This window comes from Streptomyces sp. NPDC002671, assembly GCF_053592475.1.
The window spans coordinates 159,443-184,080 of record NZ_JBSFVU010000015.1; the positions used below are offsets into that span (position 1 = coordinate 159,443).

Genomic DNA, 24,638 nt, shown 5'->3' on the forward strand with positions numbered 1-24,638 from the left:
CTCTTGGCCATGGCGCCCACACGTTTCCGGCATGCCCGGCTGTACCTCACCTTCCGCTGCAACTCCCGCTGCGGCTACTGCAACGTCTGGCAGGATCCCGTCTTCGACGGACACCAGGAGCTGACGGCCGACGGGCTGCGCCGCTGCCTGGACGAACTCGCGGAACTCGGCGTCACCTACCTCGACATCACCGGTGGCGAACCATCCCTGCACCGCGAACTGACCACGGCGGTACGCCACGCCCATGAGCTGGGCATGACCGTGGAACTCACCACCAACGCGATCCGCTTCGCCCCGCAGGCGGCGGAGATCGTGCCGCTCGTCGACACGCTGAACATCTCGCTGGACACACTCAGTGCCGAGCGCTACCACCGCATCCGGGGCACCGACACGCTCGACCGCACCCTCACCCTGGTGGAGAAACTGAGGGCCGACGGGGCGGACAACCTCAAACTGATCTGCGTGGTGACCGACCAGAACGTCGCGGAGCTCCAGGACGTGGTCGCCTATGCGCAGCGGCACGAGGTGGACATCTATCTGGCGCCCATGTTCAGCTACTTCGCCGCGCAGAGCGAGGTACGCCCGGCCGGCTCGGTCCGCATGCTCAAGCTGGCCGCGGTCAACGGGCGCGGCGGTACGGCCGCAGTCACCGAGGCACCTTGCGCGGTTCCGTCGTCGCTGCTGCTGCGCCGGGTCGCGGAGCAGCGGTACGCCCCGCACACCGTGGTGAACCTGGCCTTCCTGCATCATCTGCGCACACTCGATCCGGCGACCGTGACCGCGTGCGGGGCCAACTCCCGGATCCTCACCATCGGTCCGGACGGCCGGGTCATGCTGCCCTGCTACCACGAGTGGGACGCCTCGCTCGCCTGGGAACGGCCGTACCGGGAACTGGTGCGGGACCCGGAGCTGATCCGGGTGCGCGAGGAGGAGGTGGGGCAGCGCCCCGCCTGCCGCACCTGCGCGGTCTTCCCCTATCTGGGACTGCCGATGAGCCACCGGCTCACCACGCCGTTCCTGCTCCAGGCGTTCTCGCGGGAACTGGACCGCCTCAAGCCGTACGCGGCGGCCCTGACGCCCGAGCGCCGTGCGGCGCTGCTGGCGCGCAGCGACGCGGTACTGGCGGAGGTGGAGCGGGTTTCCGCCCCGCTGCGGCCCGGGGAACACCTCGACGAGCTGTACCACTTCGAGGCAGAGGGCGGGGGTGTGCGCACCGGTCTGGCGGCGGAGCCGGTCGCGGTGGAGGAGCTGCTGGCGGACCACCTCCATGACGACTGCTGGCGGGTCCAGCGCGCCCCGCACCGGATCGTACGGCTGCTGTACGCCGAGATCCTTCCCGCGCTGGCCGCCCAGGGGCAGGGCGACACCAGGCGCCCGTCCGCGTTCACGTCCGCTTTCACGTTTGCCGAGGATCTCCTGGACGTCCACCTGGACTGCTGGCGGATTCTGCTCGCTGCGCTGCCCGCGGGCGGTACACCGGACATCGCCGCGCGGCAGCGGCTGGCGCGCTGGTGCGCCCGGGCCGGGCAGGTGCTGCGCGGCCACCGCGCCGTGTCGGCGCTGGCCCTGCTGGCCTCCGTCAGCACGCTGCCCGCCGCGGACATCGCCTCCTGGGGCTCACCGCGCGGACACGAGGAGGAGTCTGTGACCGTGAAGTCGCTGCGCTCTCTGGCCGGCCCGGAGCGCCGCGCGGAGCTGTCCTCCCTGTTCTCACCGGAGTTTGCCCCCGCACTGACGGGCGAGCCGGTCGCAGCGGCAGCTCCGGCAGCCGGTCCCGTGCCGACTCCCGAGGAGGCGCGCGGCGGCCGGGGACTGGACCGCTTCGTGGCCGCGCTGCGCCACGCGGACACCGGCACACTGCGCACGGCCGTACGGCGCTGGAAGGCAGCCGCGGATCCGGTCACGGCCCCGCGGATCGAGCGGCGCCTGCTCCTCGCCGAACTCGGCGTGCGCCCGCTGTGAGTTCGGCGCACCCGCGTCCGGCCCTACCGGCTCAGCCGGCCCCCTCCCGCCGTGCCCCATGCGACGACACCTCAACGGAGCGACCATGACAAGATCATCCATCCCGTCCGGCCATGACGTCGTCGTCCTCGGCGGCGGAGTGGCCGGATGCGTGCTGGCGGCCCGCCTCAGTGAGGACCCCGGCCGGTCGGTGTGCCTCGTGGAGGCGGGCCCCGACTACGGACCACGACAGCAGGAGTGGCCGCAGAAACTGCTGAGCGCCCGTGCTCTGCCGCGTGACGACGTGTGGGAGCGGCACACCGCGTTCTACCGCATCCGGGCCCGGGTCCTCGGCGGCTCCTCGTGCATCAACGGCGCCTGGAACACATGGGGTTCGCACGCCGACCACGCCGAGTGGACGAGCGCGGGCGGCGAACGGTGGTCGGCGGCGGCGTTGGAGCCGTACCGGCTCAGGGCCGTGGACCGTATGGGCCTGCACACCGGCCCGGACAGCGAACTGTCCGCCTGGGCCTCGGCCTCCCTGGTGGCGGCGCGCGAACTCGGCTACCGGGAAGTGGACATGGGCACGCCCGGTCGGCCGGGCTACGGCCGGCCGCTGCTCAACGCGGCGGGCGGCCTGCGCTTCAACGCCGCCTTCGCCTACCTGGACCCGGCGACCCGGGCGCGACCGAACCTGACGATCCTGGGCGGTGCCCTGGTGGACCGGCTGGTCGTACGCGAGGGCCGCGTGCGCGGCGTACGCGTCGTCCTGGACGGCGAGCGGACGACGCTGGTGGCCGACACGTACGTGCTGGCGTCCGGCACCTTCGGCTCCCCCGCGGTGCTCCTGCGCAGCGGCATCGGACCCGCCCCGCACCTGAAGGAGATCGGTGTCCGGTGCGAGGCCGATCTGCCGGGCGTCGGCGCCAACCTGTCCGACCAGCCCGGTGTCTTCGTCCCCCTGTCCCCCGCGGACGATCTGAACGCGGCCCTGGCGGCCAAGGAGGCGGAGGGGGACCTGTACGTCAGCCGGATGCTGGTCCGGGCCGCCAGCGAGTACTGCCCGGATGGGGCGTGGGACCTGCACCTGCTGCCCACGGCCGGCCCGCCGCTGTTCGGCAGGCTTCCGCCGGGGCAGTACGAGGCCGGGATCTCCGCCTTCCTGATGAAGCCCGTCTCACGCGGACACGTTCGGCTCCGCTCGGCCGATCCCCTCGAACCCCCCGAGATCGACCCCGCGTTCCTGACGGACCCGGACGGCCGCGACGTGGCGGTGGTCCGGTCGGGGCTCCGGAAGGTGGAGGAACTGGCCGCGGCCCTGAGGCCGCTGGCGGCCCCCGCGGACGGAACACCGGCCCACACGCTGTCCGACACCGATCTGCGCCGGCGGGTGGGCACCTACTGGCACCCCGTGGGGACCTGCGCCATGGGCCCGGCGGACGACCCGCGGGCGGTGGTCGACGGGCAGGGCGCGGTCCACGGTGTGGCGGATCTGCGGATCGCCGACGCCTCCGTCCTGCCGACCGTCCCCGCCGCCAACACCCAGCTGCCGGTCCTGGCCGTCGCCGAGATGCTCGCCGACACCCTTCGCACCTGACCGTCCCACCACCACCCGCACTCACCACGGAGACCGCCATGGCGGCACAGACCGACATACGCACGCACAAGCTGGTCTACGGCTGCATGGGCCTCGGCGGCGGCTGGGACAGCCGGCCGTACACGGCCGAGGACATCCAGCACGCCGAGACCACCATCGAGGCGGCCCTGGCCGCCGGCATCACGGCGTTCGACCACGCCGACATCTACCGGTACGGCAAATCGGAGGCCGTCTTCGGCGAGGTGCTCGCCCGGACGCCCGGGCTGCGGGAGCGCATCGTCCTGCAGACCAAGTGCGGCATCCGGCTGCCCGACGGCGACCGGCCCGGACACTACGACCTGCGGGGAGCGAGCATCCTGCGACGGGTCGAGGAGAGTCTCGTCCGGTTGCGCACGGAGGCCCTGGACGTCCTCCTCCTGCACCGGCCGGACCCCCTCGCAGACCCCGAGGAGATCGCCGAGGCGCTGGCTTCACTGCGTTCCCAGGGGCTGGTCCGGCAGTTCGGCGTGTCCAACATGAACGGCCCTCAGATCGCGTTCCTCCAGTCCCACCTGGACGTCCCGCTGGTCGTCGACCAGCTGGAGATGAGCCTGGCCCGGCGCGACTGGGTGGAGGCGGGCGTCCTTTTCAACACACCGGCCGCGACGCAGAACGGCTTCGCGCCCGGCACGCTGGAATTCTGCGCGGCCGAGGGCATCCGACCTCAGGCCTGGGGCCCGCTCGCCCAGGGCCGCCTCACCACCCACGCGGACACGCCGGTGAACCAGCTCGTCACAGACCTCGCGGGCCGCAAAGAGACCACGCCGGAGACCATCCTCCTGTGGTGGCTCCAACGCCACCCGGCGGGCATCGCCCCCGTCGTCGGCACCACCCACCCCGGACGCATCAGCGCCTGCGCGGACGCGGTGCTGCGCGAGCCGGACCTCACCCACGAGGAGTGGTACGCGCTGTGGGTCGCCGCACGTGGCGTCCCCCTGCCCTGAAGCGGTCGCTGCAGCCCTTCGGCCGTCGTCCGCAGACGAGGAGCCTGCTGATGACCTCTGCGAGTTCGTCCGTGGTGATATCAAGGACGACGGGGCGTTGCTCGGCGTCGACGTTGCGGTTGTCTCCCGCGCCGACGGCGAGAAGGGGCTCCGGCCGCTGCCTTTCAACGGTCCGCTGCGCGCCGGACAGCTGTGTCAGATCCTCGATGTCGGTACCGAGCCCAAGCACCGCGAGGGCATGCGCTCGCGCCTCAAGCGGCTGGTTGCCCGCGGCATCCCCACCGAGACAGAGCCGGGCTTGTTCACCCTCGTGGCCGAAACGGAACCAGCCCAACAGCCCTGACCAGCACGCCAGACGCCGAGCACGCCATGCCCACCTGGACCTGACCCTCAGTCAAGCTCCGGGTGACGAATCCCTCACCCAGCTCAGGGTGAAAGGGGTGGACCCGCCCCCTCACCAGGATCGATCGTGGGCCGCATGAACGATCAGTCCTCGACCTCCGGCGACTCGGCCGGCTCCATCGACGCCTCGAGTGAGGAGGCCGGTGAGGTCCGCCATTTCTGGGACCGGCTCGGCCTTCCCGGACTGGTCGACGTCCACACGCACTTCATGCCCGAGCGCGTCCTGCACAAGGTCTGGGACTACTTCGACGCGCAGGGGCCGCTGACCGGCGGGCTGGAGTGGCCGATCACCTACCGGCAGCAAGAGGCGGAACGAGCCGATGTGCTGCGGCAGTTCGGCGTCCGGGCCTTTACCGCGATGCTCTACCCGCACAAGCCCGGCATGGCCCGGTGGCTGAACGGATGGGCGGCCGACTTCGCCGGCCGCACCCCCGAGTGCCTGCACACCGCCACCCTCTACCCCGAGCCGGGCGTCGAGACCTACGTCCGCGAGGCCGTCGAAGCGGGCGCGCGCGTCTTCAAGGCACACGTCCAGGTCGGGGCATACGACCCGGCCGACGAACTCCTCCAGCAGGCATGGGGCGTTCTGGCCGAGGCCCAGGTCCCCGTGGTGATCCACTGCGGCTCCGGGCCAGCGCCCGGCAAACACACCGGCCCCGAACCGATCGCGCAGGTGCTGGCACGGCACCCAAGACTGCGGCTGATCGTCGCGCACATGGGGATGCCCGAGTACGAGGACTTCCTCTCCCTCGCCGAGCAGTACAAGCAAGTGCGGCTGGACACCACGATGGCGTTCACCGACTTCACCGAGGCATTCACACCCTTCCCCAGCCAGGCCCTGCCCCGGCTCGCCGGCCTCGGCGACCGCATCCTGCTCGGCTCCGACTTCCCCAACATCCCCTACCCCTACGTGCACCAGCTCCACGCCCTGGAGCGGCTGGACCTCGGACAGGAGTGGCTGCGGGCCGTGTGCCACGACAACGCAGCAAGGCTGTTCAGGCTGTAATGCCATCAGCGAAGTCGGCCCGGCCCTCGCCGAGCCGCCCGGCGGAGACTGCGACCGAATACAGAGGCGGCATGGCCAGCTGACCAGGCCGACGGCTCCGTCCTCCGCGGCAAGCCCCAGCCGGTCGGGCCCCGGCCGCCATCGGCCCGCGCCGTCACCCGCTGGATCCTCATCCACCCGCAAGGCGACCAACTACGGCCTGTCACAGCCTTGGAACTCCGGCGTCGTGGAAGGCCATGTCAACCGGATCAAGGTGCTCAAACGCGCACCCAAGTTGAACACGTTCAAAAAGACGGGCTACGCTGATGCCGAGCGAAGCCGAGGGGGTTCGATGAAGGTAGTGCTGCCCGGGGGAACCGGACAGGTGGGCACGATTCTCGACCGTGCGCTGACGGCAGCCGGCCACGAGGTCACGGTAGTGACCCGGCGTCCCGTGCGGGCGCACGACATCGGATGGGACGGGGCCACGCTCGGCCGCTGGGCCGCGGCGATCGACGGCTGCGATGTCGTGATCAACCTGGCCGGGCGCAGCGTCTCCTGCCGTTACACCGCCGCGAACCTGCAAGCCATGATGGACTCCCGGGTGGATTCGGCGCGGGTGGTCGGAGAGGCGATCGCCGCCGCCGCGCGGCCACCGCGCGTCTGGCTGCAGATGAGTACGGCCACGGTCTACGCCCACCGCTTCGACGCGGCACACGACGAGGCGACCGGGGTGATCGGAGGCTCGGAGGCCGGGGTGCCGGACTACTGGGCGTACAGCGTCGAGATCGCGCAGAACTGGGAGCGCGCGCAGGCCGAGGCGCCGACTCCCGCGACCCGCAAGGTGGCGCTGCGCTCGGCGATGGTCATGAGCCCGGACCGGGGCGGTGTGTTCGACGTACTGTCGCGGCTGGCGCGACTCGGGCTGGGCGGTCCGGTAGCCGGCGGCGCGCAGTACATCTCCTGGATCCATGACGAAGACTTCGTGCGAGCGGTGGAGTTCCTGATCGCCCGGGACGACCTCGATGGGCCGGTGAACCTCGCCTCGCCCGGCCCCCTTCCGCACCGCGACTTCATGCGGGCGCTGCGCACGGCCTGGGGCGTCCCGGTGGGGCTGCCGGCGACGCGCTGGATGGCCGAGTTGGGGGCGTTCGCGCTGCGCTCGGACACCGAGCTGCTGCTCAAGAGCCGTCGGGTGGTGCCGGGTCGGCTGCGCGCAGCCGGGTTCGCTTTCGCGTATCCCGAGTGGGAGAGGGCCGCTACGTCTCTCGTACAGCGGGCCACCCACCGCCCCTGCGCTCGCCGTATCCTCTCCCCCCGTGAGCCAGCCGGGCGGTGACCTGCCCCCGGCCGGCACCTGCCCGCCCCCGACGGGCACAACGACCACTGGCCAAAGAACCCCCGGGTCCCTGACCCGGGGGTTTCAGGTGCGAGGCCAGTCCGCGAGCGAGGCGAGCCGGGGCCTGGCGGCTCCGCAGGACTCCCGGACGGTGATCGCGGGCCGCAGCAGCACCTGCCGGCGGGAGTCCTCCGGGTGCTCCAGCCGGTTCAGCAGCAGCGCGGCAGCCGTACGGCCCAGCAGGTGCTTGGGCGGTGCCACGGCGGTCAGCGGGACCTCGGCGATGTCGGCGATCTCGTCGTCGTAGGCGATCAACGCCAGGTCGTCCGGGACGCGCAGCCCGCAGCGGCGGGCGGCGGCCTGCAGGAGGGCCGCCTGCCGGTCGCCGAAGCAGACGGCGGCGGTCGCGCCGGCATGACGCAGCCCGGCCAGGCAGCGGTCGGCCGCAGCCGGGCTCCATTCCTCCAGCGCCGCCCGGAACTCGGTGCTGGAGAGGCCGAGTTCGCGGACGGCCTGATGGAAGCCCCGGCCGACCGGTTCGGTGGTGGGACTGTGCAGCCGCAGCACCAGGCCGATGACCCGGTGGCCGAGCCGGGCCAGGTGGCGCACGGCGTCGTAGCCCCCGGCTTCGTGGTGGGTGCAGACGCTCTCGGTGGTGTCGCCCAGGCTCGTCCCCCGCCGCTCCACCAGGACGGCCGGCACCGGCAGTCCGGACAGCCGGGTCAGGCACTCCTCGGGGGTCTCCGGCCCGGCCAGGGTCGGCACGAGGAGCAGACCGTCGGCGCCCGCGTCGAGCATGTCGGCAAGGGCTCTGATCTCCCGGGCCTGGTCGTAGCCGGAGCAGGCGATCACGGACCGCGCACCCGCCGCCGTGAGCTCCTCCTCGATGCCCTTCAGGACCCGGGGGTAGTAGAAGGCGGTGTCGGGAACGATGACGCCGATCAGGGCGGAGCGGCTGGTGGCCGCCTTCGGAGCGAGCACGTAGGTGCCCGAACCCTGGCGGCGTACCACAAGTTCCTCGGCCACCAGATCGGCGACGGCGCGGCGGACGGTGCTCACCGAGGCCCCGTGTGCCCTGGCGAGCTCCTGCTCGGTCGGCAGCCGACTGCCCGGCGGCCAGAGGCCCTCGCCGATCTCCCGGCGCAGACGGTCCGCGAGCATGCGGAACTTCAGCCCTCTGACCTCCAGGGCGGCGGACTCCGCCGGTCGGTGGGCCCAGCCCGCCATGCCTACTCCCTGATCCATCACCTGTCGCAGCCTGCGCGACCGTGGCCACCGCTCCCGCCAGGATTTTCCAGGATCGATGTCCGGTCAACACCCGTTCGAGCACATGACTTTCCCATGAATCGGCCCGCTGTTCAGCATCCGGCCGGCCACGTTCCACCAGGAAAACCACGGCCCTGCGTTCCGTGACGCGTCCTCGCGGGCTCCGGTAAAACATGTGGTCAGTCATACGCCCAGGAGTCATTGCCCCTCGGAAGTCACCGCCATTACGGTCCAGACCACTCGTATCGGGGCGGGTTCGTCGAGGAGGACGCCCAATGGCAGCAGCCCAACCCACCAGCCGCTTCACCGCTTCCATGAGCCGTCGGCGACTGCTCCAGCTCACCGGGGCCGCCGCCGCGCTGGCCGGTGCCGGACAGCTGCTCCGCCCGACCGCGGCCTGGGCGGACACCTACGACTCCATGCGCGGCACCTGGGTGCAGCTGCTCACCGGCAGCGGCTTCGACCCGAAGGCCGCACCGTTCTCCACCGCGCTGTCCACCCTCGGCACGAACGCGGGCTCGTTCCAGAACTCGATGGCCCCCGGCAGCGGTTCACTCTGGCCGGACCTGCCGATCGGCACCGTCTCGGCCAACATCACCAGCAGCTACGCGCGGCTACGGACCATGGCGCTGGCGTACGCGCAGCCGAACACCGGACTCACCGGCAGTACCTCGCTGGCCTCTGCCATCTCCACCGGTCTCGACTGGATGCACGCCAACGCGTACACGCCCACCACGACCACGTACAACAACTGGTGGGACTGGCAGATCGGCGCACCGCAGCGGCTGCTGGACGTCAGCGCGCTGATGTACGGCCGGCTGACCTCGACGCAGACAGCCGACTACTGCGCGGCGATCGACCACTTCGTCCCGACGTCCGCCGTCGCGACCTACGGGGGCACCAGCACCGGCGCCAACCGCGTCGACCTCTGCCGGGTCCTCGCGCTGCGGGGGGTGGTCGGAAAGAACACATCCGTGATCACCACCGCCCAGCAGGCATTGTCTCCGGTCTTCCCGTACGTGCTGAGCGGCGACGGCCTCTACACGGACGGCAGCTTCGTCCAGCACACCTACATCCCCTACACCGGCACCTACGGCGACGTACTGCTCAACGGCATCGGGAAGCTGCTCACCCTGTTCGCCGGCACCACCTGGGCCATCACCGATCCGAACGTGCAGAACATCTACACCGCTGTGACCGGTTCCTTCGCGCCGTTCGTCTACAACGGCCTGGTCATGGACGGAGTCTGCGGCCGGGCCGTCAGCCGCGGCGTGCTGCGCGGCGACCCGCTGGCGATCCAGCAGGACGACCACACCCGCGGGCACGGGGTCGCCTCCGACGTCCTGCGCCTGGCCACCTCCGGCGCCGCCTCGGCCGCCCAGTCGGCGAGCTGGAAGTCGATGGTCAAGGGCTGGCTGCAGCGCGACTACTACGAGTCTCTGATGAACGACCCTGGCATGGACGTCCCCGAACTCGCCCGCGCGCAGGCCCTCCTGAGCGACGCCACGGTCGCCGCCACGGCAGAGCCGGTCAACAGCGTGGTGTTCGGCATGGACCGGGCGGTCCACCGCCGCGCCACCTGGGCGGCGCAGCTCAGCATCTGCTCATCGCGCACTGCCTTCTACGAGACCGGCAACGGCGAGAACCTGCAGGGCTGGCACCAGAACAGCGGGATGCTCTACTGGTACGGCGACACCTACGGCGACGGCCAGTACTCGGACGCCTTCTGGCCGACCGTCGACCCGTACATGCTGCCGGGCACCACCGTGTCCACGCTTGCCCTGGCCAACGCCGCCGGCGGCTCCTGGGGCGCTTCCCACCCCGGCACCGCCTGGGCCGGCGGCGCGACGGACGGCACCTACTCGGCGGTCGGCCAGGACGTCCGGGGCCTGCAGTCCACACTGGTCGGCAAGAAATCCTGGTTCCTCCTGGACGACTCGGTCTTCTGCCTGGGCGCCGGCATCACCTGCACCGACGGCGTGGGCGTCCGCAGCACCATCGACAACCGCAACCTCGGCGCCGGCAACGGCCACGTCCTCACCGTCGACGGCACCGTCCGGCCGGCCACCCTCGGCTGGAGCGAGACCTTCACCGACAGCCGGTACATGGCCGTCGGCGGCATGGGTGCCTGGGTCTTCCCCGGCGGCGCGAGAGTCAACGTCAAGCGCGCGGCCCGCACCGGCGCGTGGTCGGACATCAACAGCACCTCCTCGACCACCCCGATCACCCGCAACTACCTCTCGATCTGGTTCGACCACGGCACCGACCCGAGCAACGCGGGCTACAGCTACCAGCTGATGCCGGGCGCGACCGCGTCGGAGGCCGCCGCGCGCGCCACGAGCCCGAACGTCACGGTCCTCGCCAACACCGCCACCGTGCAGGCGATCAGCTGCCCCTCGCTCGGTCTCACCATGGCCAACTTCTTCGCGGCCGGCAGCGCCGGGCCGATCACCGTCGACGGCCCCTGCTCCGTGCTGGTGCGGGAGGGCGGCAGCATGACCGTCGCCGTCAGCGACCCCACCCGGGCCGCCACCACCGTCCGGATCACCATCGCCCGCACCGGCTACGCCTCCGTCACGTCCGCCTCCGGCATCACCGTGCTGTCCACGTCCGGACAGGTCAGCCTGGTGGCGGAGACCGGCGGCAAGCACGGCGCGAGCCAGACCGCCACGATCAGCGCCTCCGGCACCGCGCCCGCGACGGCCACCGCTTCGCGGCTCGCGGCCACCGCCTCCGCCTACGTCCGCGACGGCTCCTACGCCGACACCAACTACGGCAACGCGACGACCATGGTGGTGAAGAACACCAACGCCGCCGCCAACGGCTACAACCGCCAGTCGCTGCTGAAGTTCGACGTCTCCGGGCTGTCCGGCAAGGTCTCCCGGGCGGTGCTGTGGGTCTACGGCAACGTCCAGGACTCCGGCGGCACCCAGACCACGCTCCAGGCGTTCGGGCTCTCCTCGGACGGCTGGGCCGAGACCGGTGTCACCTGGAACACCGTCCCGAGCCGCACCACCGCACTCGGCACCGGCGCGATCTCCACCGGCAACGACTGGATCGCTCTCGACGTCACCGGCGCGGTCGCCGCCGCCCAGACCTCGGCCGGTGGTGACGGCACCGCATCCCTCGCCGTCTTCGAACCGCTCGGCGCCGCCGGACTCGCTGCTGTCCTCCACACCCGGCTGAACACCACCAACCCGCCGCAGCTGGAGATCATCACCTCCTGACCCTCCCCGCCGCGCCTTTCCGTGACCAGGGTCAGTCGCCTACTGTGTACTCGATCAGAACATGAGCAAGTGATATCCGGGCGGTCTGGACAACGGTCATCTTCTTCGGTGTGCCAGGCAGGGAGAAGAGGGACATGACGATCACTGCGGAGGAGCGGCGAGCCCGGATTCTCGAGGTCGTCCGCGAACTGGGCACGGTCCGGGTCACGGATCTGGCCGCCCGGATCGGCACCGCTGCGGTCACCGTGCGGCGGGACGTCGCGGCCCTTGCCGACGCCGGGCTGCTGCGCCGGTCGCACGGCGCCGTCTCCCTCCCACAGGACGCTTCCCCGCCGGACCGGGAAAGCCGCGAGCGGGTCATCGGCATGCTGGTGCCCACCGTCGGCCCGTACTTCGACGAGATCATCGACGGAGCCCGCGCCGCGGCCACCGCGACCGGGGCCAGGCTGGTGCTCGGCATCTCCGCCTATGAGTCGGCGGACGACCGCGCCCAGGTGGACCAGCTGCTCGATGCCGGACTCGACGGTCTGCTGATGACCCCCAACTGGCCGCCGGGGACCGCCGCCGTGAACTCGGCGTGGATCGGCGACCTGCCGGTGCCGACCGTCCTGGTCGAGCGCCGCGCGCCCGCGGACAGCGCCGCCGCCGAACTGGATTCGATCGCCTCGGATCACCGGCACGGCGTCCTGCTGGCCCTCCGGCACCTGCACGCGCTCGGGCACGAGTCCGTGGCGCTCGCCGCCCGCCTCGACTCCTGGACGGCGGGCCAGGTACGGGTTGGCTACGAGGAGGGTGTGCGGCTGCTCGGGCTGGAGCCGCAGCCGGTGATCGACATCAACCGCCCCGGGATCGACACGGACGGCCTGGCCGCGCAGATCGCCGAGGCCGTCGCCCAGGGCGTGCGGGCCTTCCTGATCCACAACGACCAGGAGGCGATCCAGCTGACGCCGCTGCTGCGCGCCCGGGGGCTGCGCGCACCGGACGATCTGGCACTGATCTCCTACGACGATGTGTTCGCGGCGCTGGCCTCGCCTCCGCTGACCGCTGTCTCCCCGCCCAAGCACGCGGTAGGAGCCGGGGCGGTCGAGCTGATGCTGCGCCGCATCGACAGCGGACCGGAACTGCCGGTCCACCACGTCCAGTTGCTGCCGGAGCTGAAGGTCAGGAGTTCCTGCGGCGGCGCCGCCGACGGCCGGGCCGTGTGACGGCACCCGACCGGCCCGGCGGTCTGCCGGGCCGGTCGTCGTCCCGCCTGTCCCTCAGCCGGACATCCGGGCGAGGAGGGCCGCCCCGGGCCCGAGCAGATCGTCGAGCGGTGCGGCCTGCGGGAACCACGGAGCCTCGTACTCCCAGGAAACCCAGCAGTCGGAGGGCAGCAGCCGCACGCATGCGGCGAGCGGCATCACGCCTGCGCCGAGCGGCAGCGGGGCGAGGTCGTCCGGGCCTGCGATGTCCTTGACCTGGACGTAGCCGAGGTGCGGGGCGAGGGCGGCGTAGGACTCCTCGGGCGACTCGCCCGCGAGGCAGGTGTGCATCACGTCCCACAGCGCGCCGACCGACGGGTGGGCCACCAGCTCCAGCACCCGGGCCACGTCCTGCCCGCCGCGGTGCGAGTCGTGCGTCTCCAGCAGGACCCGCACGCCCAGGGAGTGTGCTGTGTCGGCCACGGCCGACAGCCGGGTCGCCGCGCGGTCGTCGGCCTCGGCCGCCGGCCCGTCGCCGCCGCGCGGAAAGACCCGGACGTACCGCGCTCCGATGTCGGCGGCCAGGTGCAACTGGCCGCGCAGTTCGGCGATCGGCTCGGCGTCGTCGCCGGGGGCCGCAACACCGGTGTAGCCCGCGAGGGTCAGCGCCGTGGTCCCGGTGACGGCGAACGCCCTGGCTGCCGCCGACCGTTCGGCGGCGGTCGTCCCCGGGTGCACCGCCTCGCCGGGCGCGCAGCGCAGCTCCAGGCCGGCCCAGCCGTGCGTGGTGGCCAGCCGGAGGGCGTCGGCGAGCGGGCGGCCCGGGAGGCCGAGGGTGGAGAAGGCGCGGCGCATGGCGTTCAGACCTCTGAGTGGACGGTGGTGACGGTGACCTCGCCGGGCACGAGGACGGCCTCTTGCCCGACGCCGTTCGGCCAGCGCACCTGGACGCGGTTGCCCTCGGCACGTACGCGGAGCCCGTGGAAGGACCCGGGAGCAGACCGGTCCAGCCTGGCCGCGCTGACGAACAACGCGATCTGCGCGCGGGTGCGGCCGGTGAGCACCGGTACCGCGCCCGCCGCTCCGAAGGCGGTCCCGCCGGGCAGCCCGGAGCAGTCCGCAGAGGCGAAGCCCTCGACGCCCTCCAGGACGGAGGTCAGCCGCACGCCCCGCGGGCCGCTGGCTCTCACCCAGGCGCGCAGGCCGTCCGCCTGCTGCTCCGCCGCGGCGCCGGCCGCCGCCCAGCCGCTGTGCCGGACCTCGGTACCGGGCTCGGCGCCGCTGACCAGATGGGCGTGGATCTCGTCGGCGCCGGAGGCGAGGACCAGCGAGGTGACGGTGACGCCGGGCAGCTCTCGGCCGCCGACGCGCGGGCGGTGCGCGGAGGCGGCCCAGCCGTCCCCGGCGCCGAGCGGCCGGATCCGGCCGCGCTCGCTGACCTCGCCGTCCACGACCAGGCCGACATGGTTGTCCGGGACGCCGTCGTAGACCGGCCCGGTCGCGGTGGAGTGTGCGAGGCGGGCGTAGAGCGGGTTGTCGGGGAGCACCTGGTCGGCCGGCTGGTCGTCGCTGCCGTGGTTGTGCAGGCGGACCAGGCCGTCCGCCACGGTGGACTGGATCAGCCAGCCCGGTTGTGGGAGTGCGACGACCGCGTCCGCCGTCTCGGCCGGGCCCGGCTCCTCGGCCGCCGTCCACGCCGGGTGGTCGGCGGGCAGCAGCAGGCCCAGGAAGCCCTTGCTCGCCCAGTACGGCGAGGCCGGGCCGGAGTAGCTCTGGATCATGGACGGGTACCGGCCGAACCAGCCGAGGGAGAGCAGGCCGTCGGCGTCGAGTGCCCCGCCCTCGATGAAGTAGCGGAGCACGCCGGAGGCCAGGCGGCGGGTGGTGCCGGGCGAGAGCGGGGTGTACCCCGTGAGGGCGCCCGCCCACAGCGGCGCTGCGGACGCGAAGCGGTAGGTGAGCGAGCGGCCCTGGTGCATCGGCGCGCCGTCGGCGCCGAAGGTGCGGGCGTTGCCTTCCAGGTGGGCGGCGAGCCGGGGGCCGTAGGTGCCGAGCAAGCCCTCGTCGCCGCTGAGGTGGGCGTGCAGCAGCGGGTAGAGGTGGAAGGCCCAGCCGTTGTAGTGGTCGAAGGCGCGCGGGCGGCCGTCGGTGTACCAGCCCCCGCCGAGGTACCACTGCTCGATCCGCGCCAGCCCGCGGCCGACGGCGCGCTGCCCGGCGCCGTCGTGGTCGAGCCCGGCCTCGACGAGGAAGCCGCCGATCATGGCTGGGAAGAGCCACCAGTTGTTGTCGACCGGGGAGTGTTCCAGGCCCGGCGCGAGCCAGGCGCGGACCTGCTCGCGGGTCTGCTCGTCGAGCCCGTCCCAGAGCCACGGGCGGGTGAGGCGCAGCCCCAGGGCGACCGACGCGGCCTCCACGAGGGCCTGGCGCCGGTCGGCGATCCTCGGCCAGGAGACCAGGTCCCCGTCGGCGAGGCCGCCCTCCACGGTCGGGGTCCGGGTTCCCGCCGCCAGCCCTTCGGCGTACCTGCGCAGGACGCCGCCCGGGTCCGCGCCACCGGCCCCGGCGACCCGGAAGGCCGCGAGCAGGAAGGTCCTCGCGTAGCCCTCCAGAGCGTCCGAGCGCCGTCCCGAGATGCTCGGACTCTCGCCGGGGAGCACGATCAGAGCGTGCTCGGGGCCGGCGAAGCGCGCCACGGACTCCAGCAGGCCGTCCGCGACGGCTTCCCAGTGGGCCCTGGTCCATCCGGTGTACGGACTGAGGGTCCGGTCTTCGGGGGGCAGCGCGATCGAGGACATGGCTGAGCTCCTTGCTCAAGGCGGGCTGATCGAATCTAGAAACCGGCAGATCATTCGTCAAGAAGATTCGAGCAAATGATCAGATCGGCCCCCATTGGGCCACTGAGCCCCCAAATCCCGGATTCGACGCCTCGCATACCCACAGTCAGATCAGATCGGATCGATCGATCGTCGACTATTGACTCTGATCGAAGGTGGTCGCAGGATTGCGACACCTCGCCGACGTCGACGATTCGACGGTCGGCGAGTGGCACACTGTCCCCCTCCTCAGGAGCCGAGCCATGTCGACTACCCCTACCGCCGCTCGTTCGCGCAGAGCGCGCCTCGTGGCCGCCGCGACCGTCGGTGCGCTTTCCCTCTCCCTCGTCGCGGCCTGCGGCAGCGGGAGTTCCGGCGACGGCAGCGCGGCCTCCGGCCCGGTCAGGATCACCTTCTGGGGATGGGCCAAGGGCACCCAGGACGTCGTCAAGGCGTTCAACGCCTCCCACAAGGACGTCCAGGTCAACTTCGAGGAGATCCCGTCCGGCGTCGCCGGCGGCTACGCGAAGATCTCGGACGCGGTCAAGGCCGGCAACGCCCCGGACCTGTTCAACGTCGAGTACGCGGCGCTGCCCGACTTCGTCAGCCAGGGCGCCGTCCAGGACATCACCAAGCTCGTCCCGGACAGCCTCCGGTCGAAGTACCTGCGGCAGGCCGTCGAGCTGACCACCCTCGCCAAGAGGACCTGGGGTCTCCCGCTGGACGCCGCTCCGCAGGCGCTGTTCTACCGCAAGGACCTGTTCGCCAAGGCCGGCATCACCACCCCGCCGAAGACCTGGGACGCGTACCGCGCCGACGCCGCGAAGCTCAAGAAGGCCGAGCCGAAGACCCGCATCGGCACCTTCTTCCCGGACGACCCGAGCACCCTGGAGGCGCTGGCCTGGCAGAACAACGCGCACTGGTTCACCAGCCTCGGTGACAGCTGGAAGGTCGACATCAACGCCCCCGAGACCAAGCGTGTCTCCGATTACTGGCAGAAGCTGGTCTCCGACGACCTGGTCCGCGTCCAGCCCTCGTTCAGCCAGCAGTGGACCGCTTCGCTGCAGAAGGGCGAGACCGCCGCGTACGTGGGCGCCGCCTGGGGCGGCGGTGTGCTGCAGTCCACCCTGGCCGGGGCCCCGGGCGCCGCCGGCAAGTGGGCCGTCGCCCCGGTCCCGACCTGGGACGGTCAGCCCGCCAGCGGCATGCTCGGCGGCAGCACCTTCGCGGTCTCCAAGGACAGCAAGAAGGCCAAGGCGGCCGTGGAGTTCGCCACCTGGGCGACCACCACCCCCGAGGGCATCCAGGCCCGCATCGCCTCCGGAACCTCCTCGCTCTTCCCCGCGGACCCGAACCTGGTCCCGACCGCCAAGGCGGCGTTCAAGACCGACTTCTACGGCGGCCAGGACATCTACTCCGTCTTCGTCGACGAGTCCAAGGCGATCCGGCCCAACTGGCAGTGGGGCCCGGTCATGGGCGTCACCAACAACACCATGAAGGACACCTTCGGCAAGCTCGCCGGCGGCGGCACCATCGGCGCGGGCGTCGACGCCTCCCAGCAGGCCACGGTCGCCGAGATCAAGAACCGCGGGCTCAAGGTCGCCCAGTGACCCGTCCTCGCACCAGCTCCTCCCCCCGCGCCGCCACCGTCAGGCGGCGCGGGGGGAACGGGACCCCCGCCCTGCTCCTGGCCCCGTTCTTCCTTCTCTTCACCGCCGTGATGCTGGTCCCGATCGGCTACGCGGTATATCTGAGCCTGTTCACCGAGCACCGTTCCGGCCTGGGCTTCGGCGCACCCGAGACGGTTTTCACGGGCTTCGGCAACTACACCCGGGCACTCGGCGACGCGGCCTACCGGGCCGGCTTCCTGACCATCGTCGAGTTCTGCCTGTTCTACATCCCCGTCATGCTCGGCCTGTCGCTCCTGGCGGCCCTGCTGCTCGATTCCGTGCTGGCCCGGGCCAAGCACTTCTTCCAGCTGGCGCTGTTCCTCCCGCACGCCGTGCCGGGCATCATCGCAGCCCTGATCTGGACGTACCTCTACACCCCCGGCATCAGCCCGGTGATCGACACGCTGAACTCGGCCGGCACTCACCTGGACCTGCTCGGCCACCCTCTGCCCGCCGTGGTCAACATGGCCGTGTGGGAGTGGACCGGCTACAACATGGTGATCTTCTACGCCGCGCTGCAGGCCATCCCGAGCGAGGTCATGGAGGCCGCCGTCATGGACGGCGCCGGCCCCCTGCGCACCGCCCTCAGCATCAAGGTCCCGCTGATCCGGGCCTCGATCACGATGGTCGGCATGTTCACCGTCATCGGCTCGCTCCAGTTGTTCACCGAGCCGATGGTCCTCTATCGCACCGCGCCCGCCGTGGTCAGCTCCTGGACGCCCAACATGTATGCGTACACCGCGGCCTTCGATCACAACAACTACGGCCTGGCCGCAGCCTCGTCCGTGATGCTCGCCCTGGTGGCCGCCGCACTGTCCTTCATCGTCACCCGGGCCACCCGTGGCCGGTCCGAGCCCCGAGCGGAGGCCACCGCATGACCACGCTCACCCGCCCCGAGCAAGCCGCCGCACACCAGGCCCCTCCCCTGCCCGGCACGCGTGCGCGGCGGTCGTGGAGCCTGTCCAGAGCGGCCGTCAACGGCGCCCTGCTGCTGTTCACGCTCTACACCCTGCTGCCGCTCGGCTGGCTGGTGACCGCCGCCGCCAAGAACACCCCCGACCTGCTGGGCGGCACCGCGCTCACCGCGTCCAACTTCCATCTCGAGCAGAACCTGCACGACCTGGCCACCGTCGACGACGGGATCTATTTCCGTTGGTACCTCAACTCCCTGCTGTACGCCGGGGGCGGCGCCCTGCTCTGCGCGTTCATCTGCGTCTGCGCGGGCTACGCCTTCGAGGTCTACGCCTTCCGCGGCAAGGAGAAACTCTTCGGCCTGGTGCTGCTCGGCGTCCTGGTGCCCACCACCGCGCTCGCGCTGCCGATGTACCTGCTCGCCTCCAAGGTCGGCATCGTCAACACCTTCTGGGCCGTGCTCATCCCCTGCCTGGTGAACCCGTTCGGCGTCTACCTCTCCCGGGTGTTCTGCGCCGGCTACGTGCCCGCAGAGGTCCTGGAGGCCGCCCGGATGGACGGCGCCGGCGAGCTGCGCACCTTCTGGTCGATCGGCCTGAGGATGGTGATGCCCGGCTTCGTGACGGTGTTCCTGTTCCAGTTCACCGCCATCTGGAACAACTTCTTCCTGCCGCTGGTGATGCTCACCGACACCAAGCTCTTCCCGGTCAGCCTCGGGCTCTACTCCTGGAACACCCTGACCCGGAGCGAGCCCAGCTTCTACCCGCTCGTCGTGACCGGCTCGCTGCTCGCGGTCATCCCGCTGGTGGTCGCCTTCGTCTCCCTGCAGCGGCACTGGAAAGCAGGCCTCACCGCAGGCAGCATCAAGTGACCGCGCGTTCAGCCCACTTCGCCGACACTCCGGAGACCCCAGTGCCCGACCCGCAGACCGCGTCCACCGACGGTACGCAGGTGCCGCCAGCCGGACGTACGCGGCCTCGAGCAGTGCTGGCGATGCACCGCGAGCTCGCCGTGAGCCTGATCGACTCCCGCACGCTCGGCCGGCTCACCAGCCTCGCCGACCTCGATCCCTCGCTGGTCATCGACGACTTCGGCACCCCCGAAGCGCGCGCCGCCCTGGCCGACGCCGAGATCATCGTCAGCAGCTGGGGCTGCCCGCCGATCGACGAGGCCGTGCTGGCCGCCGCACCCCGGCTGCGTGCCGTCCTGCACGCCGCCGGTTCGGTCAAGCACCACATCACCGACGCCTGCTGGGAGCGTGGCATCCAGGTCACCTCGGCCGCCTGGGCCAACGCCCTCCCGGTCGCCGAGTACACCGTCGCCGCCATCCTGTTCGCCAACAAGCAGGTGCTGCGGATCAGTTCCGAATACCGGCAGCGGCGCGCCCGGCGGGACTGGCAGCACGCCCACCCGGACATGGGCAACTACCGCAAGACCGTGGGCATCGTCGGCGCCTCGCAGATCGGCCGCCGGGTGATGGAGCTGCTCCGGCCGTACGACTTCGAACTGCTGCTTCACGACCCGTACGTGGAGCGGCACGAGGCCCTCGCGCTCGGCGCCCGTGCCGTGCAGCTGGACGAACTCTGCACGCTCAGCGACGTGGTGAGTGTCCACGCGCCCGAGCTCCCCGCCACCCGCCACCTGATCAGCCGCCGGATGCTGGCGCTGATGCCGGACGGCGCGACCCTGGTCAACACCTCCCGCGGGGCGCTGGTCGAGCAGGACGCCCTGGTCGAGGAGCTGGTGTCCGGGCGCCTCAGTGCCGTGCTCGACGTCACCACCCCCGAGGTGCTGCCCTCCGACTCGCCGCTGTACGAGCTGCCGAACGTGCTGCTCACCCCGCACGTCGCCGGTTCGCTCGGCAACGAACTGCACCGGTTGGGGGCCGCCGTCGCGGACGAACTCGCCTGCTACACGGCAGGTCTGCCGTTCGCCTACCCGGTCCTGCCGGAGGCGATCCATCGCACGGCCTGACGAAGCGTCAGGCCGCCTGGTCACCCGCCGGGGTTGTCCCACAGAGCCCGGCGGGATTCCATTTACCCCACCGGAAAGCGCTTACCATGCCTCGGCGTCAACCGCCGAAGCTCCCATCGATGAGGAGAGCCGCTCTATGTCCCGCAAAGTGATCGGCGTCGTCATGAACGGCGTCACCGGTCGGATGGGCTACCGCCAGCACCTGGTCCGCTCGATCCTGGCCATCCGCGAGCAGGGCGGCCTCGCCCTGGGGAACGGCGAGGTCCTGTGGCCCGAGCCGATCCTGGTCGGCCGCAGCGAACAGAAGATCAAGGAGCTCGCCGACCGCCACGGCCTCAGTCACTGGACCACCTCGCTCGACGAGGCGCTGGCACATCCGCTCGCCGAGATCTACTTCGACGCGCAGGTCACCCAGGCCCGCGAAGGGGCGATCCGCAAGGCCATCGCCGCCGGCAAGCACATCTACACCGAGAAGCCGACCGCCGAGTCCGTCGAGGCCGCCCTGGACCTGGCCCGCCTGTCCCGCGAGGCCGGGGTGTGCAACGGTGCGGTGCAGGACAAGCTCTTCCTGCCCGGCCTGCTGAAGCTCAAGCGGCTGGTCGACAGCGGCTTCTTCGGCCGGATCCTGTCCGTGCGCGGCGAGTTCGGCTACTGGGTCTTCGAGGGCGACTGGCAGTCCGCGCAGCGCCCGTCCTGGAACTACCGGGCCGAGGACGGCGGCGGCATGATCCTCGACATGTTCCCGCACTGGCAGTATGTGCTGGAGGGCATCATCGCGCCGATCCGCTCCGTGTACGCCCACACCGCGACCCACATCCCGGAGCGCGTCGACGAGCAGGGCCGCACCTACCGGGCCACCGCCGACGACGCCGCATACGCCGTCTTCGAGCTGGCGGGCGGCATCACCGCCCAGATCAACTCCTCCTGGGCGGTGCGGGTGGACCGCGACGAGCTGGTCGAGTTCCAGGTGGACGGCACCGAGGGCAGCGCGGTCGCGGGCCTGCGCAACTGCCGCTTCCAGCACCGCGCGGCCACCCCGAAGCCGGTCTGGAACCCCGACCTCCCGGTCACCGAGTCCTTCCGCTCGCAGTGGCAGCAGGTTCCGGACAACCAGGAGTTCGACAACGGCTTCAAGGTGCAGTGGGAGCTGTTCCTCAAGCATGTGGTCACCGGTGCCGAGTACCACTGGGACCTGCTGGAGGGCGCCAAGGGCGTGCAGCTCGCCGAGCTGGGCCTGCGCTCCGCGGCCGAGGGCCGCCGCCTCGACGTCCCCGAACTGGAGATCTGATGGCCGAGATCACACTTCCCGGCATCGGCGCCCACCGGCTGCGCGAGCCCGAGCCGCTCGACGTGCCTGGTACCGCGACGGTCCACCGCACCGCCTTCGCCGCGGCCCATGTCGTCGCCGACCCGCTCGGCCCCAACGCGCCGGGCGCACCTGCCGCCGTCGACTGGGACGCGACCCTCGCCTTCCGCCGCCACCTGTGGTCGCTCGGCCTCGGCGTCGCCGACGCCATGGACACCGCCCAGCGTGGCATGGGCCTCGACTGGCCCGCCACCAGGGAACTCATCACCCGCTCCGGCGCCGAGGCCCACGCCGTCGGCGGCAGGCTCGCCTGCGGCGTCGGCACCGACCAACTCACCCGTCCCACCACGACCCTGCCGGTGATCCTGGCCGCCTACGAGCAGCAGCTGGAAGTGGTCGAGGCGGCCGGCGCCCAGCCGATCCTGATGGCCAGCCGGGCGCTCGCCGCCACCGCGGACGGCCCGGACGGCTACTTGCGCGTGTACGGGAGGCTGATCGGCCAGTCACGGCAGCCCGTCATCCTGCACTGGCTCGGTGAGATGTTCGACCCGGCGCTGAAACGCTACTGGGGTTCCCCCGACCTCGACCGGGCCACCGAGACCGTGCTGACGCTCATCAGGGAGCACGCCGACCGGATCGACGGCATCAAGGTGTCCCTGCTCGACGCGGACCGGGAGATCGCCCTGCGCCGTGCCCTGCCCGAGGACGTCAAGCTCTACACCGGCGACGACTTCAACTACCCGCAGCTGATCCGGGGCGACGAACTCGGCCACAGCCACGCCCTGCTGGGCGTCTTCGACCCGATCGCCGCCAAGGCCGCCGCCGCCCTGCACGCGCTCGACGCGGGCGACCCCGACCGCTACGACGCGCTGCTGGCCCCGACCCTGCCACTGGCCCGGCACCTGTTCGCCACGCCCACGTACCACTACAAGACCGGCATCGTCTTCCTGGCCTGGCTGGCCGGCCACCAGGACCACTTCACCATGGTGGCCGGAGCGCAGAACGGCCGTTCCGTGCCGCATCTGGTGGAGCTGTTCCGGCTCGCCGACGCGGCCGGCGTGCTGCCCGACCCGGACCTGGCCGTCCACCGGATGCGCCGGTTCCTCGCCGTGGCGGGGGTGGAAGCCTGATGCGGCTGTCGCTGAACCAGATCACCACCAAGGGCTGGAGCCTGCCCGAGGCCGTCCAGGGCTGTGTCGACGCCGGAATCCCGGCGATCGGCCTGTGGCGGGACAAGGTCGCCGAGACCGGCGTCGCGACGGCCGCCAGGCTGGTCCGTGACGCGGGCCTCGCCGTGAGCAGCCTGTGCCGCGGCGGTTCCCTGACCGCCCAGGAGCCGGAGCACCGCCGGGCCGCCCTGGCGGAGAACTTCCGGGCCCTGGAGGAGGCCGCCGAACTCGGCACCGACACCCTGGTGATGGTGGTCGGCGGGCTTCCCGAGGGCAGCCGGGACCTGGTCGGCGCGCGCGCCCGGGTAGCCGAGCTGCTGGCCGAACTCGCGCCACACGCGGGCGACTTCGGTGTTCGTCTGGCCATCGAGCCGCTGCACCCGATGTTCTGTGCCGACCGCGCGGTGGTCTCCACCCTCGGCCAGGCCCTCGACCTCGCCGAGCAGTTCCCGGTCGAGCAGGTCGGCGTGGTCGTCGACAGCTACCACGTCTGGTGGGACCCGGAGTTGGAGCGCCAGATCGCCCGCGCGGGAGAGCGGATCGCCTCGTACCAGGTCTGCGACTGGACACTGCCGCTGCCCGCCGACGCCCTGCTCGGCCGGGGCCACGTGGGCGACGGCCGGATCGACTTCCGGTCCATGACCGAGCAGGTCACCGCAGCCGGCTACACCGGCTGGATCGAGGTCGAGATCTTCAACGAGCAGGTCTGGCAGACCCCCGGCGAGCAGACGCTGCGGACCATGATCGAGCGTCACCGTGCGCACGTGGAAACCCGGTGAAGGTCGTCCTCGCGCCCGACTCCTTCAAGGGCACCGTCACCGCCGCCGACGCGGCCCGGGCGCTGGCCGACGGCTGGCGCTCCGTCAGACCGGCGGACGACCTTGTGATCCGCCCCATGGCCGACGGCGGCGAGGGCACCCTCACCGCCGTCGCGGCCGGCCACCCCGGAACCTCCCTGATCCGCGTGGGCGGCTGCACCGGCCCCGACGGCCGTCCCATGGACGGGGAGTACGCGCTCCTCCCGGACGGCACCGCCGTGGTCGAACTCGCCACCGCAAGCGGGATCACGCTGATGACCGAGCTCGCCCCGCTCACCGCCACCACGCGGGGCACCGGCGAGCTCATCGCCGCCGCCCTCGACGGGGGCGCGCGGCGGCTCGTGGTCGCCCTCGGCGGCTCCGCCTCCACCGACGGCGGAGCCGGCCTGCTGGCAGCCCTCGGCCTGCGCCTGCTCGACGCCGACGGTGTATCCCTGCCCGAGGGCGGTGGTGCGCTCCCCCGTGCCCTCCGGGTCGACCGCGGCCGGTTCCGGGCCGCGCCCCCCGGCGGCGTGCAGTTGCTCACCGATGTCGCAAGCCCGCTGCTGGGTCCCGAGGGCGCCGCCGCTGTGTACGGCCCCCAGAAGGGGGCCTCCTGCGCCGACATCGAGCTGCTCGAAGGGGGTCTGACCCGCCTCGCCGAGCTGCTCGGCGGGGACCCGTGGCAGCCCGGAGCGGGCGCGGCCGGTGGCGCCGCCCACGGCCTGATGGCCGCCTGGGGCGCCACCGTGATCCCCGGCGCGGCGGCCGTGGCCGACCTGCTCGGCCTGGACGAGGCGCTGGCCGGGGCCGACCTGGTCGTCACCGGCGAGGGCCGGTTCGACGCCACCAGTCTGCTCGGCAAGGTCGTCGGCGAGGTCCTCTCACGCGCCGATCGGGCCGGGGTCGCCGCTCGGATCGTCGCCGGGGAGTCGTCCGAGGAAGGCGTGCTGACACTCACTCGGCTCGCCGGCGACCCGGATGCGGCTCGTGCCCGTGCGACCCACTGGCTCCACCGGGCCGGCGCCGCACTCGCCACCGAAGCCGACGTGCGGGACTGAGCGTGGCAG

At 71.8% G+C, this 24,638-nt stretch carries 19 protein-coding genes; 16 read left to right on the plus strand and 3 right to left on the minus strand.

Translation table 11 applies throughout. The features are described 5' to 3' along the window. Nucleotides 1–9: 9 nt before the first annotated feature. From ACWD35_RS23980 to ACWD35_RS24005, 6 genes are all read left to right on the plus strand, one after another. Complete coding sequence (locus tag ACWD35_RS23980) at nt 10–1,962, plus strand: radical SAM protein (RefSeq protein WP_451353323.1); 1,953 nt, start codon at nt 10–12, stop codon at nt 1,960–1,962. 85 nt (nt 1,963–2,047) lie between these two features. After that, complete coding sequence (locus ACWD35_RS23985; protein ID WP_451353324.1) at nt 2,048–3,538, plus strand: GMC family oxidoreductase; 1,491 nt, start codon at nt 2,048–2,050, stop codon at nt 3,536–3,538. Nucleotides 3,539–3,576: 38 nt separating this feature from the next. Further along, entirely contained in the window at nt 3,577–4,521 is a 945-nt protein-coding gene (locus ACWD35_RS23990; protein ID WP_451353325.1) for an aldo/keto reductase, read from the plus strand. A gap of 97 nt (nt 4,522–4,618) precedes the next feature. Next, entirely contained in the window at nt 4,619–4,864 is a 246-nt protein-coding gene (locus tag ACWD35_RS23995) for a hypothetical protein (protein WP_451353326.1), read from the plus strand. A gap of 135 nt (nt 4,865–4,999) precedes the next feature. Further along, nucleotides 5,000–5,929, plus strand: a complete 930-nt coding sequence (locus ACWD35_RS24000) for an amidohydrolase family protein (protein WP_451353327.1) — start codon at nt 5,000–5,002, stop codon at nt 5,927–5,929. Between the two features lie 331 nt (nt 5,930–6,260). Further along, nucleotides 6,261–7,247: a TIGR01777 family oxidoreductase gene (locus ACWD35_RS24005; protein ID WP_451353328.1), complete on the plus strand. Its 987-nt coding sequence runs from the start codon at nt 6,261–6,263 to the stop codon at nt 7,245–7,247. 84 nt (nt 7,248–7,331) lie between these two features. Here ACWD35_RS24005 and ACWD35_RS24010 read toward each other — a convergent pair whose 3' ends face one another. Continuing rightward, the gene (locus tag ACWD35_RS24010; RefSeq protein ID WP_451353329.1) at nt 7,332–8,474 is read right to left on the minus strand and encodes a LacI family DNA-binding transcriptional regulator; all 1,143 of its coding nucleotides are present in this window, start codon (nt 8,472–8,474) and stop codon (nt 7,332–7,334) included. 314 nt (nt 8,475–8,788) lie between these two features. On the opposite strand from ACWD35_RS24010, the gene ACWD35_RS24015 reads away from it, so the two are divergent. Both ACWD35_RS24015 and ACWD35_RS24020 read left to right on the plus strand, forming a co-directional pair. Then, nucleotides 8,789–11,740 (plus strand): polysaccharide lyase family 8 super-sandwich domain-containing protein, encoded by a 2,952-nt coding sequence (locus ACWD35_RS24015; RefSeq protein WP_451353330.1) that lies wholly within the window; start codon nt 8,789–8,791, stop codon nt 11,738–11,740. 134 nt (nt 11,741–11,874) lie between these two features. Beyond that, nucleotides 11,875–12,945, plus strand: coding sequence for a substrate-binding domain-containing protein (locus ACWD35_RS24020; RefSeq protein ID WP_451353331.1), 1,071 nt, complete (start codon nt 11,875–11,877; stop codon nt 12,943–12,945). Nucleotides 12,946–12,999: 54 nt separating this feature from the next. Here ACWD35_RS24020 and ACWD35_RS24025 read toward each other — a convergent pair whose 3' ends face one another. Further along, entirely contained in the window at nt 13,000–13,779 is a 780-nt protein-coding gene (locus tag ACWD35_RS24025) for a sugar phosphate isomerase/epimerase family protein (protein WP_451353332.1), read from the minus strand. 5 nt (nt 13,780–13,784) lie between these two features. Further along, a complete protein-coding gene (locus tag ACWD35_RS24030; RefSeq protein ID WP_451353333.1) occupies nt 13,785–15,722 on the minus strand; it encodes a DUF2264 domain-containing protein in 1,938 nt (645 codons plus the stop codon). 281 nt (nt 15,723–16,003) lie between these two features. Here ACWD35_RS24030 and ACWD35_RS24035 point away from each other — a divergent pair, with 281 nt between their 5' ends. The 8 genes from ACWD35_RS24035 (at nt 16,004) to ACWD35_RS24070 (ending at nt 24,629) form a co-directional block, all read left to right on the plus strand. Beyond that, complete coding sequence (locus tag ACWD35_RS24035) at nt 16,004–17,350, plus strand: ABC transporter substrate-binding protein (protein ID WP_451353334.1); 1,347 nt, start codon at nt 16,004–16,006, stop codon at nt 17,348–17,350. Continuing rightward, on the plus strand, nt 17,347–18,288 hold the full coding sequence (locus ACWD35_RS24040; RefSeq protein WP_451353335.1) for a carbohydrate ABC transporter permease: 942 nt from the start codon (nt 17,347–17,349) through the stop codon (nt 18,286–18,288). The genes ACWD35_RS24035 and ACWD35_RS24040 overlap by 4 nt, the downstream gene beginning before the upstream one ends. Then, the gene (locus ACWD35_RS24045; protein ID WP_451353336.1) at nt 18,285–19,193 is read left to right on the plus strand and encodes a carbohydrate ABC transporter permease; all 909 of its coding nucleotides are present in this window, start codon (nt 18,285–18,287) and stop codon (nt 19,191–19,193) included. The genes ACWD35_RS24040 and ACWD35_RS24045 overlap by 4 nt, the downstream gene beginning before the upstream one ends. A 122-nt stretch (nt 19,194–19,315) precedes the next feature. Next, a complete protein-coding gene (locus tag ACWD35_RS24050) occupies nt 19,316–20,296 on the plus strand; it encodes a hydroxyacid dehydrogenase (RefSeq protein ID WP_451353376.1) in 981 nt (326 codons plus the stop codon). Nucleotides 20,297–20,432: 136 nt separating this feature from the next. Then, nucleotides 20,433–21,584: a Gfo/Idh/MocA family protein gene (locus ACWD35_RS24055; RefSeq protein ID WP_451353337.1), complete on the plus strand. Its 1,152-nt coding sequence runs from the start codon at nt 20,433–20,435 to the stop codon at nt 21,582–21,584. Beyond that, nucleotides 21,584–22,732 (plus strand): dihydrodipicolinate synthase family protein, encoded by a 1,149-nt coding sequence (locus ACWD35_RS24060; protein WP_451353338.1) that lies wholly within the window; start codon nt 21,584–21,586, stop codon nt 22,730–22,732. The genes ACWD35_RS24055 and ACWD35_RS24060 overlap by 1 nt, the downstream gene beginning before the upstream one ends. Continuing rightward, on the plus strand, nt 22,732–23,550 hold the full coding sequence (locus tag ACWD35_RS24065; RefSeq protein ID WP_451353339.1) for a sugar phosphate isomerase/epimerase family protein: 819 nt from the start codon (nt 22,732–22,734) through the stop codon (nt 23,548–23,550). Before ACWD35_RS24060 ends, ACWD35_RS24065 begins: the two co-directional genes overlap by 1 nt. Continuing rightward, complete coding sequence (locus tag ACWD35_RS24070; RefSeq protein WP_451353340.1) at nt 23,547–24,629, plus strand: glycerate kinase; 1,083 nt, start codon at nt 23,547–23,549, stop codon at nt 24,627–24,629. The genes ACWD35_RS24065 and ACWD35_RS24070 overlap by 4 nt, the downstream gene beginning before the upstream one ends. Nucleotides 24,630–24,638 lie beyond the last annotated feature (9 nt).